This window comes from Bradyrhizobium tropiciagri, assembly GCF_018130545.1.
GTDB classification, from domain to species: Bacteria; Pseudomonadota; Alphaproteobacteria; order Rhizobiales; family Xanthobacteraceae; genus Bradyrhizobium; species Bradyrhizobium tropiciagri_A.
This window is the reverse complement of sequence record NZ_JAFCKF010000006.1, coordinates 586,620-602,387: the sequence shown is the minus strand read 5'-3', so window position 1 is coordinate 602,387 and position 15,768 is coordinate 586,620. Positions and strand designations below refer to the sequence as shown.

15 protein-coding genes are annotated in these 15,768 nt (G+C 65.1%); 8 read left to right on the top strand and 7 right to left on the bottom strand.

From position 1 onward, the window contains the following. A partial coding sequence (locus JQ616_RS28030; protein ID WP_212020145.1) for an Hpt domain-containing protein occupies positions 1-890 on the bottom strand: 890 nt, incomplete at its 3' end. 387 nt (positions 891-1,277) lie between these two features. Continuing rightward, entirely contained in the window at positions 1,278-2,876 is a 1,599-nt protein-coding gene (locus JQ616_RS28025) for a flagellin (protein ID WP_212020143.1), read from the bottom strand. Between the two features lie 557 nt (positions 2,877-3,433). On the opposite strand from JQ616_RS28025, the gene JQ616_RS28020 reads away from it, so the two are divergent. From JQ616_RS28020 to JQ616_RS28010, 3 genes are all read left to right on the top strand, one after another. Then, positions 3,434-4,156: a Crp/Fnr family transcriptional regulator gene (locus JQ616_RS28020; protein ID WP_249137308.1), complete on the top strand. Its 723-nt coding sequence runs from the start codon at positions 3,434-3,436 to the stop codon at positions 4,154-4,156. 151 nt (positions 4,157-4,307) lie between these two features. Next, positions 4,308-5,027, top strand: a complete 720-nt coding sequence (locus JQ616_RS28015) for a Crp/Fnr family transcriptional regulator (protein ID WP_212020141.1) — start codon at positions 4,308-4,310, stop codon at positions 5,025-5,027. A gap of 98 nt (positions 5,028-5,125) precedes the next feature. Next, positions 5,126-5,374 carry a hypothetical protein gene (locus tag JQ616_RS28010; RefSeq protein WP_212020139.1) on the top strand — a complete coding sequence of 83 codons (249 nt, stop codon included), beginning with the start codon at positions 5,126-5,128 and terminating at the stop codon, positions 5,372-5,374. 45 nt (positions 5,375-5,419) lie between these two features. On the opposite strand, the gene JQ616_RS28005 is transcribed toward JQ616_RS28010, so the two are convergent. Next, a complete protein-coding gene (locus JQ616_RS28005) occupies positions 5,420-5,983 on the bottom strand; it encodes a helix-turn-helix domain-containing protein (protein ID WP_249137307.1) in 564 nt (187 codons plus the stop codon). A 683-nt stretch (positions 5,984-6,666) separates the two neighbouring features. Between JQ616_RS28005 and JQ616_RS28000 the strand changes: the two genes are divergently transcribed. Next, positions 6,667-7,062, top strand: coding sequence for a hypothetical protein (locus JQ616_RS28000; protein WP_249137306.1), 396 nt, complete (start codon positions 6,667-6,669; stop codon positions 7,060-7,062). Positions 7,063-7,175: 113 nt separating this feature from the next. Here the strand turns inward: JQ616_RS28000 and JQ616_RS27995 are convergent, their stop codons facing one another. Both JQ616_RS27995 and JQ616_RS27990 read right to left on the bottom strand, forming a co-directional pair. Next, entirely contained in the window at positions 7,176-7,358 is a 183-nt protein-coding gene (locus JQ616_RS27995) for a hypothetical protein (RefSeq protein ID WP_212020132.1), read from the bottom strand. Between the two features lie 96 nt (positions 7,359-7,454). Continuing rightward, complete coding sequence (locus JQ616_RS27990; protein ID WP_212020127.1) at positions 7,455-8,456, bottom strand: glycoside hydrolase family 3 protein; 1,002 nt, start codon at positions 8,454-8,456, stop codon at positions 7,455-7,457. A 143-nt stretch (positions 8,457-8,599) separates the two neighbouring features. Between JQ616_RS27990 and JQ616_RS27985 the strand changes: the two genes are divergently transcribed. After that, positions 8,600-10,684, top strand: coding sequence for an acetoacetate--CoA ligase (locus JQ616_RS27985; RefSeq protein ID WP_349630049.1), 2,085 nt, complete (start codon positions 8,600-8,602; stop codon positions 10,682-10,684). A 16-nt stretch (positions 10,685-10,700) separates the two neighbouring features. Here JQ616_RS27985 and JQ616_RS27980 read toward each other — a convergent pair whose 3' ends face one another. Next, entirely contained in the window at positions 10,701-11,624 is a 924-nt protein-coding gene (locus JQ616_RS27980; RefSeq protein WP_212020124.1) for a LysR substrate-binding domain-containing protein, read from the bottom strand. A gap of 71 nt (positions 11,625-11,695) precedes the next feature. On the opposite strand from JQ616_RS27980, the gene JQ616_RS27975 reads away from it, so the two are divergent. The 3 genes from JQ616_RS27975 to JQ616_RS27965 are packed head-to-tail and all read left to right on the top strand — an operon-like array spanning position 11,696 to position 14,674. Then, the gene (locus JQ616_RS27975) at positions 11,696-12,856 is read left to right on the top strand and encodes a DSD1 family PLP-dependent enzyme (protein ID WP_212020122.1); all 1,161 of its coding nucleotides are present in this window, start codon (positions 11,696-11,698) and stop codon (positions 12,854-12,856) included. 17 nt (positions 12,857-12,873) lie between these two features. Continuing rightward, entirely contained in the window at positions 12,874-13,530 is a 657-nt protein-coding gene (locus JQ616_RS27970; protein ID WP_212020121.1) for an HAD-IA family hydrolase, read from the top strand. A 13-nt stretch (positions 13,531-13,543) separates the two neighbouring features. Next, a complete protein-coding gene (locus JQ616_RS27965) occupies positions 13,544-14,674 on the top strand; it encodes a threonine synthase (protein WP_212020119.1) in 1,131 nt (376 codons plus the stop codon). Here JQ616_RS27965 and JQ616_RS27960 read toward each other — a convergent pair whose 3' ends face one another. Then, positions 14,675-15,715 (bottom strand): glycosyltransferase family 4 protein, encoded by a 1,041-nt coding sequence (locus tag JQ616_RS27960; RefSeq protein ID WP_283812674.1) that lies wholly within the window; start codon positions 15,713-15,715, stop codon positions 14,675-14,677. Positions 15,716-15,768 lie beyond the last annotated feature (53 nt).

Below are 15,768 nucleotides of genomic sequence, written 5' to 3'. Positions count from 1 at the left end.
ATCCGCGTCTTCATGACGCCTTCCTGCAGCTCGGCGGTGACGTTGGAGAGCCGCTGCAGCGGCACCTTGAACTCGGTATCCTCGTTGCGGCGGGAGATCTCCAAGAGCTGGTTGCGGGTCAAGACCAGCTCGGAGACCATGGTCATCAGGTGTTCGAGGGTGTCGACATTGACCCGGATCGACTGGTTGGCGATCTTGTCGCCTTCCTGGACATCGGTCTCGGCGGCGGCCTTGCGGGTCGGCTTCTTTGCGGCTTCAGCGGGCTCGGCTGCGGCAGCGGGCGCTGCGGCGACTGGCTTTGCGGCAGGCGCTGGTGCGGGTGCCGGCGGGGCCACGTCGGTCTCGGTCTCGCGGAAGGCGCGCTCGAGCTCGTCGAGCGAGACCTCGCCCGGACGCAAGGGTCGCTCCAGCGTCTGCACCACCAGCGTGCCTTCGGTCATTGCCGCCTGCACGGACGGCGCCTCGACCACCGGCACGTCCTCTTCAGCAACCTCACCCGCGGCCATCGCGGCCATGCCGCGTTCGACCATCGCTTCGAGCTGATCGATCAAGTCGCGGTCGTTACCCTCCGGCTCGGCCTCGGTCGCCTCGAGCCCGCCCAAAATCTCCTTGATGCGGTCGATCGAGGACAGGATCAGCGTCACGGCTTCGGCCTTCACCGGCATGCCGTCGCGGAATTTGCCCATCAGGGTCTCGCCGGCATGCGCCAGCGCTTCCAGCCGCGGCAGCCCGAGGAAGCCGCAGGTCCCCTTGATGGTGTGCACAAGGCGGAAAATGTTATCCAGGATCTTCGCGTTGTTCGGATCCTGCTCGAACTGCACCAGCTGGTTGTCGACCGTATCCAGGCTCTCGCTGCTCTCCGTCAGGAACTCGCGCAACAGATCGTCCATGGATAGGTCCCCTCAAGGTGCTACGGAACGCTCGCCTCGCATCGATAACTTGGGCGGCTTCACAGCGACGTTAATTTCGCCGTCCGTGCAAATACGGACGATGAAGCGCTTCAAGCGACGATGCATCACGACATCACGACCAGTCTCACCAGGACAGGCCCTTACCACCCGGACGGGAAAGAGCCCGTTCCACCGGCCATCGCAATTTGAATCAAAGGGAATCACGGCCTCGCTAAGCCAAGCGAAACATTCGCGGCGCCGACATTCGCCGGCATCAAGACGTGATCGCCCGCTGGTTGAACCTCGCGGGATGGTTAAGCGCGCCTAAAGCAAAGGCGGCGGAGTTTCCTCCGCCGCCTCGATATTCGATGTCTGTCGCGGCTACGCTTAGCGGAGCAGCTGCAGAACGCTCTGCTGCGACTGGTTGGCCAGAGCCAGCGCGGACACCGCGATCGACTGGCGGGTCGACAGCGCCTGGCTGTTGGCCGCTTCCTCGTTGGTGTCGGCCAGCGTCAGGTTGGACGAGCCGGTCTGCAGCACGTTGATCAGGTTCTTCGAGAAGTCCTGGCGGATCTGCACGATCGACAGGTTCGAACCGAGGGTCGAAGCCTGGGTGCGCAGCAGGCCGCTCGCGCTGTTGAGCGTCTTCAGCGTGGCGTTGGCCGAAGCGTTGTCGATGAAGTCCGTGCCGGCGGTCAGCTTGGTGAGGTTGAGGCCGGAGGCATCGAAGGTCACGCCCTGGATCTTCAGCGTCGAGGAGCCCGTCTCGTTGAAGGTCAGCTTGAGCTGATCGCCATTGAGCAGGTTGATGCCGTTGTACGACGCGTCCTGGGCGGTCGTGGTGATCTGATCCAGGATGTTGTTGTACTGGTTGACCAGGTTGGCGCGGTTCGACAGCCCACCCGGATCCTGCACCGGGGCGCTGCCCGCGAGGCCGTTGAACAGCTTGCCCGACGCGGCTGCCGTGCCACCGATGGTGCCGATGGTCGAGGACGCAGCATCGTTGGTGGTGCTGATGGTGAGCGCACCGCCTGCGCTGAGCGACGCCTGCAGGTTGTTGGCCGACAATGCGTTGTTCAGATCGTTGAGCGACTTCACCTGGCCTGCGCCGCTACCGAACGTGATGTTGGTCGCGGTGCCATTGCCAGTCGCGCCGATCGTCAGCGTCAAGCCATCCAGCGGCGACGGCGTCGCCACGGTACGTGCCTTGGTCGTGGCGGTCAGGCCGAACGCGGCCAGCCCCGAGCCGGAGATGTTGAGATCCTGGTTGACGCCGGTGCTGATCTGGAGTGCGCCCGCCGTGATGGTGGAGGCAGTGGTCGCGCCGGTGATGCCGTCGATCGCGGTGAGCAGGTCGCCGACCGTCAGGTTGCTGCCGGCGCCGGTGCCCAGCGTGACGTTGCCGGACGAGTCGGTCGTCGACGTGGTCTGCGAGGTCGAGAACGTGATCGACTTGCCGTTGACACTGATCGTACCGGTCGGGGTCGTCGCCAGGGTATCAGCGTTGGTCGCGCTGACGAGTTTGGTCGCGGTCGTGATCGGCGCCGGCGTCGTGAGGTTGTTGTTGACGGCCGTGCCGGCGAGGATGGCGTTGCTGTAGGTGGCGGTGCCACGGATGTCGTCGGTGGTCGCGCCGGTGATCACGGCGGTCGTCACCTGCGACTTCGCGGAATAACCGACCGCAGCCTGCAGGGCCTGGTTGGCGACCGACTTGGCGCTGTCGACGAGCTTCTGCAGCGAGGTGATGCCGGTGTTGGCGGCCTGCAGCACCTGCACGCCGTTGCCGATGCCATCCAACAGGTTGTTGATGTCGCTGGCGCGGTTGTCGAGCGACTGCGCCGTGAAGAAGTTGGTCGGATTGTCGAGAGCAGTGTTGACCTTCTTGCCGGTGGACAAGCGGTTCTGCGTGGTGGCGAGCAGGTCGGCCGTCGACTGCAGCGAAAGCAGATTTTGACGGACCGATGCCGAGAGGACGATGCCGGACATACTGATACCCTTCTGGATGAACACGATTGACGCGACGCCGTAAATTTCACACGGCGACCGGTGCCACACTGGTCCGTCCGCGCTACCCGTTCGTTAAAGGGCCGCTCCGTACAAATACCCAGAACGGCCTTGCCGGTGATTCTACGGCCTAACGATGCAGACGCTGCGCCGAGCGGCGCATGTCCACGGCCGGATCAATCTCGCGGCGGCGAATTTGTCCTCGCATTTGCGCGACTTGCGGCATCCCGCCGCCGCCGGTCAGGCGCACAAAAACCAGGAATCGCAATCGCGGCGACCTACGGCCCGCCACGCATGAGAGTTAATGGAAATCAATAAATGCGAGACAATGCCGCAACCTTGTCGCTCGCGGTGCGTGCGGTTCGAATCGACAGTGACTGCCGCGCAGGCCGACGCGACGCCGACCGTCTGCCCCCTAGAGGGTATAAGGTTCGCACCACAACCCTTGTGCTATTGGACAGGCAAGCTATGTTCGCTGACCACACGCCAAGAGTAGGTGAAGCGAGACCGTAGTGCTCCCGCCCTCGGCAGGAGTTCTAATGTCTGCGGTATCACCTCCGCCCAATCGTCTGTTGCAAGCACTTCTCTCCACGGAGTACGCGCAACTTCATCCTTTTCTCGAAACCGTCGACCTGACCAAGGAAGCGGTGCTCGCCGAAGCCGGGGCACCGGTGCAACGGGTTTACTTCCCGCACAGCGGCGTGGTCTCGATGATGGTCAATCTGTCCGACGGGCAATCTGTTGAGATTGCAACCATCGGTCGCGATGGCGTCGTCGGCGCGTCCGCCGCCATGCATGACCGGCCGCTGCTCGCCGACGCGATCGTCGTGGTCCCGGGTACGGCCTCGATGCTGAGGGCGGAGGACTTCCGCGAGGCGGCCGGTCACAGCGCGGATTTCCGGACCCTGGTCGCGCTCTACGAGCAGGCGCTGATGGCGCAGACGCAGCAATCGGTGGCCTGCAACGTCTCGCATCCGGTCGAGGCACGGCTGTCACGCTGGCTGCTGCGCGCGCGCGATCTGTGCGGCAGCGAGGCATTGCCGCTGACCCAGGAGATGCTGGCCCAGATGATCGGCGTCCGGCGCAATGCGGTCTCGATCGTCGCGCATGGGTTCCAGCAGGCCGGCATCCTGCGTTACAGCCGCGGTCATATCGAAATCATCGATATCGATGGTCTGCGGAAGGCGGCGTGCGAATGTTATGCGACCGTCAAGGCGCATGCCGAGCAATTGATCGGACCGGATGATTCCAGCCGCGGATAGCGCCGCCTGCGGCGATTGGCATATTCCTAATGGAACCAAGATGTGTTTCCATTGGAACCGAGACGTGCCAGAATAAGTTGCAATGACGTCCGGCTGCACGCATCTACCCTGGTGACCAGAGACAAGCTTCGCCGACAGGCAGGAGGTCGCTTTGGATAAGATTCCGCGATCACCCAACGGATTCCTGTCGTCGCTGTCCGCGAACGATTTCGAGCTGATGCGGCCACATCTGCGGACCATCGAGCTCGCCGCCGATTCGGTGCTGGTCGAGGCCGACGAGTTGCTCCAGCTGACTTATATGCCGCACAAGGGCGTGATCTCGCTGGTGGTCAAGCTCGGCCGAGGCGAGCGCGTCCAGGTCGCGATGGTCGGCCGCGACAGCATCTATGGTGCATTCGCGGGGCTTGGTGAGGCTCCCACGCTGAGCAGCGCCGTGGCCCTGGTGCCGGGCGTGACCTCCACGATCGAGGTTAAAGCCTTGCGGGCGGCCGCCGCGCTGAGCCCGACGCTGCGCGCGATGCTGATTCGACATGGCCTCGCCGTCTATGCCCAGATCCAGCAGACCGCCGGGTGCAACGCCGTGCACACCGTGGAATCGAGGTTGGCGCGATGCCTGCTGCAGACGCGCGACCTCTCCGGCAGCAACAAGATCGTTCTAACGCAGGAGGCGATGGCGCAGATGATCGGCGCCCGCCGCAACAGCGTGTCGCTGGTCGCGCATACTTTGCAGCAGGCGAATTTCATCCACTACAGCCGCGGGCACATCGAGATCACCAATGCGGACGGCCTGAGCCGGACCGCATGCGAATGCTACGCCACAGTCAAGGCGCAGTATGCGGGACTGCTGAGTTGCCAAGAGGTCGGCGGCTAGGGCCTGATCCGAAGCCTGAGCCGTACTTCTACGGCGTGCGATTTTCACCGTCGGATAACGCTGATTCCCCACAATTGCGTGGACGCACGGGGGAGCCGATGTTCACTTACGAGACGACCGACCGGAAGGAAGCCCGGCGCTTCCGCATGGCCCAGTTCAACGGCCGAACCGCCACCGTCCGGTCGGCCGGCGCGACCGTCACCGGACGCGTGCGCGCGATCGTCGAAAGCAGATCGGGCGCAACCGCGGCATGGGTGGTCACGATCGTTCCGGAGGAGCCGAAGGTGGCCGTCCCCGCCGGGCGGTTCGCGCCGCGCCTGTGCTTCGCTACGAAAGACGATTTCTGAGAACGGGTTCTGACGGACCAGGTTCTGCCGAGCCGGCTTCACGGCTCAGGCGGAATGCAGCAATGCCTTGCGGACCAGATCCGCGGTGTTGCGCGCCCCGAGCTTGCGCATCGCTTCGGCGCGATGACTCTCGAACGTGCGCGGGCTGATGTTCATCCGCAACGCGCCCTGCTTGTTGGAATAGCCATCGCTGATCAGGCTGAGCACTTCACGCTCGCGCTTGGTCAATGGCTTGCGACCGGCTTCCGGCGCGAACATGATTTCGGGCGATCGCACGCCTACCGTCTTGTCGTCGCCCTGCGGCTTGAGGTCGGTGACCGGAACGGCATTCGGATAGAGATCGGAAATCTGCTTCAGCATCGCAGACACCCGTTCGGTCTGCTCGAGCGCGTTCTCGATTACCTGACGCAGATAGACGCCGTTGCCGGGCGCGTGCGCGAATTGCTGGCTGTGCTGTTTGAGCTCATTCATATAGAGCAGCAGCGCCGTCACGGGCCCGTTGAACTGCCGGACAATCGCGGCACCGGCGTCCGAGGTGACCTGTGGTCGCGGTGCAGCAACACCCTGGAGTTCGGCCGACTGGGTCTCGAGCGTCGCGGTTCCACCCATCCATGTCGGGAGGCGCGCCTCGGCTCGATTGTCATGTTGCGTCATAAGTATGGTTTACCGAAGGTGAACTTGTGGCCGCGTTAACACGGGACTCCGTAGAACTACGGGTGACGCAACTGTGACCTCGGGCCCCGACCTGACAAGGAGGCGCAGATTACCGCTGATTTGGCAACGAATCTCGCATATTTGAGTCGAATGACAGTATTCTTACGGGACGCAGGGCCCGACCGGCTCTTGGCGGCTTCACAGACCGACGTAACCATTATCGTTCGGCCGCCCGTGTCCCGTCGCAGTGGGCGCGGGTGAACCGGCTGCGAGCCGCGGCCGCGGAGCTGACGTCACGGGCGCCGGAGCCGAAAGAACTTCTGCAGGAACCGCCCCGAAAGAACGAACCTGAACCACCAATACGCCATTCGCCGGGTCGTCATATCGATCATCCCTCTGGGCATCGGGATGGCATCGCCTTACCGCACGCTTGAGCACGCACATATGAGACGGTTCACATCGGCCCAAGGGCGGCCAGTAAGCAGGAAGGGAACAGCAAGGGAGCATCGGGCGGGCATCCGCTCAGGTGAATGTCAATTTACAGCCCCGGCACGCGCCGCGATGATCGCCGTCTCTCGACCAACAACAAAAAGAGTGGGGCCATGAAGCGAGGGCGAAACGGGCGACACCGATCCTGGATGGCGATCACAGCGCTTGCTGCTGCATTGATGCTCGGCGCCGGCGCGCGGGCCCAGACCGCAACGACCAGCAGTGCCGCACCGACGTCAGACAACGCGATCATGATCACGATCTTCTTCAAGCATGATCAGTCACGCCCGCTCAGCGAACTCAACGCGCAGCTCGAGCGGCAGGGCTTCTACAAGGCGTTTCCGCCCGAAGGCGTCGAGGTCGTCAGCTGGTATGTGATGATGGGTGTCGGCCAGGTGGTGACATTGCGGCTGCCGGCTTCGCGGCTGCGCGAAGTCAACCGCGTCATCGAGAACAGTGCCTGGGGCGCCTATCACACCGAATTCTACCCGACCTACGACTATAAGGCGGTCGGGATCGGCAATCACGAAAAGGCGAAGCAGTAACACATCGCGTCGAGAGCCGAGCGAAACCCACGGCGCGCGCCAGACTTTCCGGTTCTGGTTAGTCAGAGCCGGCTCTTTCCGGAAAACTGCTTCGCACTTTTCCGGATCATGCTCTAGGCATGGGCGCGCGAGCGTTGACTCAGCCGCTTCGCCAGGATCCGCAAATCCTCGGCACGCCCGCTGCACAGCAGGCGGGTGAATTCGTCGGGATCAATGGAGGCAGGCGGGACATCGGCTGAGCTGCGTGCGTCGCGGCGTAGCCAGGTCAATCGGAAGAGACGCTTGAGCATCTTCATGGTTGTTAGCCCCGATGAGCGTCATTGTTAAATCACGGTAATGAAATTTGGTTCCGCTCCTTGTGGTCGCCCGGCGCAAAAATTGGTTCAACGCGATCAGGCGAGCAGCGCCTTGCGCTTGTGCACCCGCGCTATGGAGCGCTGCACCGCGGCCTGATCCAGTGATCCCTTCTGCACTGCACCCACGACCGCCGCGGCGATGCCCGCCATCGCCTGCTCCTGGTCGAACAGATTGTTGCCGATGCAGATCATGTCCATGCCGGCGGCGATCGCTTGCAAGCTGGCCGCGCTGGTGCCGAGCGCCTTCTGCAATCCCTGCATCTGCATGTCGTCGGTGATCAGCAGCGTCTCGGGCAGGCGGCGGCGAAGCCGGCCGATCCCGGCCGGCGACAATGTCATCGGATGCTGCGCGTCCCACTGGCGGACGATGGCGTGGCTGACCAACACCGCATCGCCATGGATTTGCGGCGCCAGCGCATAGAACAGCTCCTCCTGCTCCGGCCGCAGCGCGTCGGAAATATCCATGAACTCCAGATGGGAATCGACGGCCGCGCCGCCGATTCCCGGATAGTGCTTCAGGCAAAGCCCCACGCCAGCTTGCCGCGCCGCGGCGTCGACCAGGCGAGCGTTGGCCTCGACCTCGGCGATCTCAGACGAATAGGACCGCTTGATCTTGCCGATGTTGGGATTATCGGGATTGAAATCGACGTCGATGACGGGCGCGAAATTGTAGCGGATGCCGAGCCGGCGCAGCTCGCCATAGCTCGCGGCCAGGATCGTCTGCTTCTCGGCAGTGGCGAGCCGATTAAAATCCTTGGCGCTCGGCAGCGGCTGAAAGCCCAGGCCTTCCTTGAGCCGGCGCACCAGGCCCCCCTCCTGGTCGATGAAGACCAGCGGCTGTGACGGCAGGCCTGCGATCTCCGCGCACAGCGACTGCACCTGCGCAGGCGAAGCGATGTTGTTGTCGTATTGCCGGGTCTGACACGAGTAGTCGAACAGGATCACTCCGCCGAGCCCGAATTGCGCGGCGAACTGCCTCAGCCAGGGCGGAATGACCTTGCCGTAAAAGCCGAGGATGAAGAGTTCGCCGACAGACATGGCCGCTCCTATCCGACAGGCCTGGAATCAGCCCGTACCGACGGAATAGCACGCTGCGGTGGCGGTAAGAATATGACGCAGGCCGCGGTGCCACTTCGTTCGCCGCGCTCGCATCCCTATGTTAAGAGACGCCGGCATGCCCGATCGCGCATGCGCAGCACAAGAAACGTCGGAAACCGCTCATGACCGCACCTTACGTCCCGCAAATGGCCCTTTACCGGCAATGGCTGCAGCAGACGCGCGGCCTCGAATTTGCGGATTTCGAGGCAATGCGGCGCTGGTCGGTCACCGATATCGACGGATTCTGGCAAAGCGTCTGGGATTATTTCGACCTGCGCTCGCCGACACCGCATTCCGCGGTGCTGGCCGAGCGCAAGATGCCAGGCGCGGCGTGGTTTCCCGGCGCCTCGGTGAATTATGCCCGCCAGGTCTTCCGTCACGTTGAACCGGCGCATGCCGCAGGGCTGCCGGCCCTGATCTCAAGCGGCGAGGACGGCAAGCTGTCGGAGACGAGCTGGCCCGAGCTGCGGCGCAAATCGGCGGCGCTGGCGCTGCATCTGAAGGCCAACGGCGTCCGCGCCGGCGACCGGGTCGCGGCCTACCTGCCGAACATCCCGGAGACGATCATCGCCTTCCTCGCGACCGCGAGTCTGGGTGCGATTTGGAGCGTCTGCGCGCCCGACATGGCGGCGCCCGCGGTGATCGACCGCTTCAAGCAGATCGAGCCCAAAGTGCTCATCGCCTGCGATGCCGTGACCTACGCGGGCCGTCGCCACGACCGGCAAAGCGTGATCGAGGAGCTGCGGCGCGCGCTGACGACGGTTGAGCACGTCATCCTGCACAGCGACGCCGCTCCGTCCGAAACACGATTGTCGTCCATCCTCGCGGGCCAGAATGCCGAGATCGACGCCTTCGAGCCGGAATGGCTGCCGTTCGATCATCCGCTCTGGATCGTCTATTCCTCGGGCACCACGGGATTGCCGAAGCCGATCCTGCACAGCCATGGCGGCATCATCGTGGTGGCGCTGCCGCTGTCGACGCTGCACAACGACGTCGGGTGCAGCTACCATCCGAATTCGTTCGGCGAACGCTTCCACTGGTACTCGTCGACCGGCTGGATCATGTGGAATTGCCAGACCAACGGCCTGCTCAACGGCACCACCTGCTGCATTTTCGACGGCAGCCCCGGCGGCACCAAGGACAAGCCGGACTGGACCACGCTGTGGCGCTTCGTCGCCGACGCCAAGGCGACCTTCTTCGGTGCCGGTGCGGCGTTCTTCGCCAACTGCACCAAGGCCGAGATCGACCTTGCCGCCGTCGGCGACCTCTCGGGCCTGCGCACGCTCGGCTCGACCGGCTCGCCGCTCTCCGCCGACACGCAAGCCTGGTTCAACGAACGCTTCGCCGCGCTATCGAAGCGCAACGGCAACGCCGCGCAGGCCGAGATGTGGTGGGCCAATATTTCCGGCGGCACCGATTTCGCCGGCGCCTTCATCGGCGGCAATCGCGAATTGCCGCAGACGCCGGGCGTCATGCAATGCCGCCTGCTCGGCTGCGCGGTGGAGGCGTTCGACGAGCAGGGCCGCGCGGTGATCGACGAGGTCGGCGAGCTGGTCTGCACCGAGCCGCTGCCCTCGATGCCGCTGCGGTTCTGGAACGATCCCGGCAATGCGCGCTATCTCTCCAGTTACTTCGAGACCTATCCCGACAATTTCGACGGAAGCGGCCGCGGCCCGGTGTGGCGGCATGGCGACTGGCTCAAGATCGATCCCGACGGCTCCTGCGTGATCTACGGCCGCAGCGATGCCACCATCAACCGCCATGGCTTGCGGATGGGCACCAGTGAGCTCTATTCGGCGATCGAGGCGCTGCCGGAGGTGCTGGATTCGCTGGTCGTCGACCTCGAATATCTCGGCCGCGACAGCTACATGCCGCTGTTCGTGGTGCTGCGCGACGGCGTTGCGCTGGATGCCGCGATGAGGGCGAAGATCAACAAGGCGGTGGAAGCCGGGCTGTCGCGCCGCTTCCTGCCCAACGACATCTTCGCGGTGGCGGAAATTCCGCGCACGCTGTCCGGCAAGAAGCAGGAGCTGCCGGTCAAGAAGCTGCTGCTCGGCCACGCGATCGAGAAGGTGATCAACCGAGACGCGATGGCCAATCCCGGATGCCTCGACTGGTATCTCGACTTTGCAAAGAACTATCTCAGCAAGCAGGCCGGCGCGGCGTAAGTGCTAGCGCCGTTTGTCATCGCAGCCTGCTGCGCCATGGCGGCGGCGAAAGCGCGGCGCGCAGGTGCTCCAAGAAAGCCTGCGTGCGCCTCGCCCGCCCACCGCGGCCGGGATTGAGTAACGCGACGATGTCGGCCGGCGGCAGGTGATAATTCGGCAGGACGCGGACCAGCCGGCCGCGGCCGATATCCTCGGCGACATCCCACTCCGACCGCACGATCAGGCCGAGATCGGCCAGCGCCCACGCCTTCACGACCTCGCCGTCATTGCTCGACAGCATCGGCTCGATCCTGATGACGTCAGGCTCAGAGGCGGCGCGCTTGCGGGAGAACCGCCAGAGCGTCACGTCCTCCTCGTTCTCACGTAACGCGACGCATTGATGCCCACGCAAATCCTGCGGCGTAGCCGGCATGCCGCGGCGCTTCAGATAGGCCGGCGAGGCGCAGAGGATGCGCTCGTTCGGCGCAAGACGCAGCAAGCGAAGCGAGGAATCCTTCAGCGCGCCGATGTGGATCATGACGTCCCACGCGCCCGCGGCCGCACGCGCCGGCCGATCGGACAGCTCGAGCTCGACCGACACGTCGGGATGGCGTGACCGGAAGGCAGCGACAACAGGCGCCACGTAGCGGCGCCCGAAGCCGAGCGGTGCGAGAATCTTCAGATGGCCTGAAATGGTTCCGCGACGCGCCTGCAGCGCTTCGGTCAACTCCGTCGCCTCGTCGAGCAATGCGCCGCCGCGCTGCACCAGCAGCTCGCCCTCATCGGTCAGCGTCAGCCGCCGGGCCGAACGGCTGACCAGTTGAACGCCGAGCCGCTGCTCGAGGCTCTGCAGCCGCTGCGAGACCGCCGATGGCGTCACGTCGAGCGCCCGCGCCGCGGCCGCCAGCGACCGGGCCGCAGCGATGGCCATGAAGAAGCGGATATCGTCGGTCGAGATCATTAAGTTCAGGCTTAATATAGGAATGACCTTCGGTAAATTGCGCTTAGCATGAAAACCGCTACTCTCGCCGCATGTCATCAACCCTTATTCCGACCACAACGCATCCACTCGCCGGGATCGAGACGCCCTGCCTCGTCCTCGACGAGGACCGGATGCTGCACAACATTGCACGCCTCAAGACGCGGCTGGCGCGGCTCGGTGTGCCGCTGCGCCCGCATCTGAAGACCGCGAAATCGATTCCCGCAGCGCGCGCCGTGATGGACGGCCCAAGCGGCCCGGCTGCGGTCTCGACCCTGCAGGAGGCCGAGATGTTTGCCGCGGCAGGCGTCAAGGACATCCTCTATGCCGTCGGCATCGCACCACAGAAACTCGACCGCGTCGCCGCACTGCGGCGGCAGGGCGTGGACCTCACGGTGGTGCTCGACGGCTTGGAGCAAGCCACCGCCGTCGCCACGACGGCGCGCCGGACGAACGACCGCATTCCCGTGCTGATCGAGATCGATTGCGACGGCCACCGCGCCGGCGTCGGCGCCAACGACCCGCTGCTGGTCGAGATCGGCCGCGCGCTGCATCAAGGCGGCGCCGAACTGCGCGGCGTCATGGCGCATGCCGGTGAATCCTATTCCTGCCGCAGCGTAGCGGCGCTCGAGCAGGCGGCCGAGCAGGAGCGCGCCGCCGCGGTCGCCTGCGCCGAGGCGTTGCGTTCGGCCGGATTGCCCTGCCCCGTGGTCAGCGTCGGCTCGACGCCGACGGCGCATTTCGCGCGCCGGCTCGACGGCGTCACCGAGGTGCGCGCCGGCGTCTTCGTGATGTTCGACCTGGTCATGGCGGGAATCGGGGTCTGCGCGGTCGAGGACATCGCGCTGTCGGTGCTCGCGACCGTGATCGGTCATCGCGCCGATCGCGGCTGGACCTTCATCGACGCCGGCTGGATGGCGCTGTCGCGCGATCGCGGCACCGCGAAGCAGCCGATCGACCAGGGTTACGGCATCGTCTGCGACGTCGACGGCCGGCCCTATCCGGATTTGATCGTGACCGAAACCAATCAGGAGCACGGCATCATCGCGCTGCGTCCCGGCAGCACCGCGCCGCAGCTGACGCTACCGGTCGGCGCCAAGGTGCGGATCCTGCCGAACCACGCCTGTGCCACGGGAGCCCAGCACGACCGTTATCATGTCATTGCCGCCGGCTCCGACACAGTCAGGCAATGGGAGCGGTTTCGCGGATGGTAGGAGACGGAGCGCAGCATATGACCCGGGCCTATGACGCCGTTCTGTTCGATCTGCTGACCGCGCTGCTCGACAGCTGGACACTCTGGAACAAAGTCGCGGGCTCCGACGAGGCCGGGCTGCGCTGGCGGGCCGAATATCTCAAGAACACCTACGCCACCGGACGCTATCGACCCTATGAGGATCTGGTCGGCGAGGCCGCACGCAATGTCGGGCTGCCGTTCGAACGGGCGGCGGAGCTCGGCGCGCGCTATGCGGAGCTCGATCCCTGGCCCGAGGCCCGCGATGTCCTGCAAACGCTGCACCAGGCCGGTGTCGCGCTCGGCGTCGTGACCAACTGCTCGGAGCGGCTCGGCCGCACCGCCGCCGATCGCCTCGGCGTCCCTCTCACCGTGTTCGTGACGGCCGAGCGTGCCGGCTATTACAAGCCGCAGCCGCAACCCTATCAGCTCGCGCTCGACGAACTGCCGCTGCCGGCCGACCGATGCCTGTTCGTCGCGGGATCGGCCTATGATTTGTTCGGCACGGCGCGTGTGCACTTGCCGACTTGGTGGCATAATCGGGCCGGAATGAACCCGCCGGAAGGGGCGCCCGCCCCGATCATGGTTCGTGACACCCTTGCGACCCTGCCGGCTTTCGTGCTCGGTCGCAGCGTGTCCGGCCGGACCGCGCCTTGAGGACTGAATAGAGATGCCTTCACCCAGCTACATCGATCCGCTCAACGGAAAACTCTATCCGCTGGAGATGCCGCGCTGGTGCTCCGACGAGGGCAAGCCGCTGCTGATCACCCCGCTGCCCGGCATCTCCCGCGACGACATCGAGCGCGGGACGCGATCGCTGTGGCGCTACCGCGCGGCGCTGCCGGTCGAGATCAAGCAGCCGATCACGATGGGCGAGGGCTGCACGCCGGCGGTCGAGAAGGAATGGGACGACCTGCGGCCGCATTTCAAGCTCGAATGGTTCAATCCGACCGCAAGCTTCAAGGATCGCGGCACCACGGTGATGCTTTCGTTCCTGCGCCAGCTCGGCGTCGATGCCGTGCTGGAGGACTCGTCCGGCAATGGCGGCGCGTCCGTCTCGGCCTATGGCGCCGCGGGTGGCATGCGGGTCAGGATCCTGGCGCCGGCGACGACGTCGCCGATGAAGGTCGCGCAGATGCACGCCTTCGGCGCCGAGGTGCAACTGGTCGAAGGGCCGCGCGAGGAATCGGAAGCGGAAGCGATCCGGCAGTCGAAGCAGATCTTCTACTCCAGCCACAATTGGCAGCCGTTCTTCCTGCAAGGCACCAAGTCGCTGGCCTACGAGATCTGGGAAGATTCCGGTTTCACCGCGCCCGACAATGTGATCATGCCGGTCGGCGCCGGCAGCAGCCTGCTCGGCTGCTATATCGGCTTCAAGGAACTGCTGGCTGCCGGGCAGATCAAGAAGCTGCCGCGCCTGTTCGCGGCGCAGCCGCTCAACTGCTCGCCAGTCGATGCCAGCTTCGCCGCCGGCGTCGACACGCCGATCGATCGCGCGGTCCGCAAGACCATCGCCGAGGGCACCGCGATCAAGCATCCGCTGCGGCTGAAGCAGATGATCGCGGCGCTGAAGGAGAGCGGCGGCGGCACGGTCGCTATACCCGAAGACGGCATCGTCGCCGCATTGAAGCGGCTGGCGTTGACCGGCCTGTTCGTCGAGCCGACCTCGGCCTCGGCGGCGGCCGCGCTCGACGTGCTGAAGGCGCGCGGCGCGATCCGGCCGGCGGAGCGCACTGTCGTCATCATCAGCGGCACCGGGATCAAGGCGGCCGGGCTGATCACGGAGCTGCTGGGCAGCTAATCATCCTGTAATCGCTCCGCCGACGATTGCGCGCGCCGGCGCGGCGTGCGCCCGCCCGATATTGTCGAGGAACTGCCGCACGCTTTCCTGCCAGGTAAAGGTGAGTGCGTGGGCGCGGCATTTCTCGCGCGGCACCTGCAGCGCGCCGAGCGCGGCCCGGCGCAGATCGTGATCGAGACACCCGCAGCCCGACTGGCCGATGACGTCGAGCGGTCCCATCACCGGATAGGCTGCGACCGGCAAGCCGCTGGCCAGTGCTTCGAGGATCACCATTCCGAACGTATCGGTCAGGCTTGGAAACACCATGACATCGGCCGACGCATAGGCGTCGGCGAGCGCCCGGCCGGTCCGTGTGCCGAGGAAGCGCACGTGCGGAAACCGGGCTTGCAGGCTGCTGCGCAGCGGCCCATCCCCGACCACGACTTTCGAGCCCGGCAGATCGAGACCGAGAAATGCATCGAGGTTCTTCTCGACCGCGACGCGGCCGACATAGAGGAATACCGGCGTCGGGAAAGCCAGCGGCCGTTCCGCACGAGGGCAGAACAGCTCGGCATCGACGCCACGCGACCACGGCATCAGCTTGCGGAAGCCATGCGCCTTCAGCGCCTGCTCGAGCGATGGCGAGCCGACCATGACGCCGTCACCGCCATTGTGGAAACGGCGCAACGCCGCGTAGCTCCAGCGCAGGGGCACCGGCAGCCGTGCGGCGAGATATTCGGGAAAGCGGGTGTGATAGCTGGTGGTGAAGGGATAGCCCCGCGTCCGGCAGACATGACGGGCGATCCAGCCGATCGGGCCTTCGGTCGCGATGTGCACCGAGTCCGGACGTGCGGCCGCGACCGCCCGCGCGATGCGCCCGATCGACGGCAGCGCCAGCCGGATCTCCGGATAGCCCGGCAACGGCACGGTGCGGAAATCGGCCGGCGTCAGGAAGCTGATCTCCGCGCCGAGCGACGGCGCCTCGCTGGCGAGATATTCGAGCGAACGCACCACGCCGTTGATCTGCGGATGCCAGGCGTCGGTCGCCACCAGCACACGCATCAGGCAATGGCCTCCGCTGCCGCTGCGACTGGCAGCAAGCGAGGCAGCAGCGC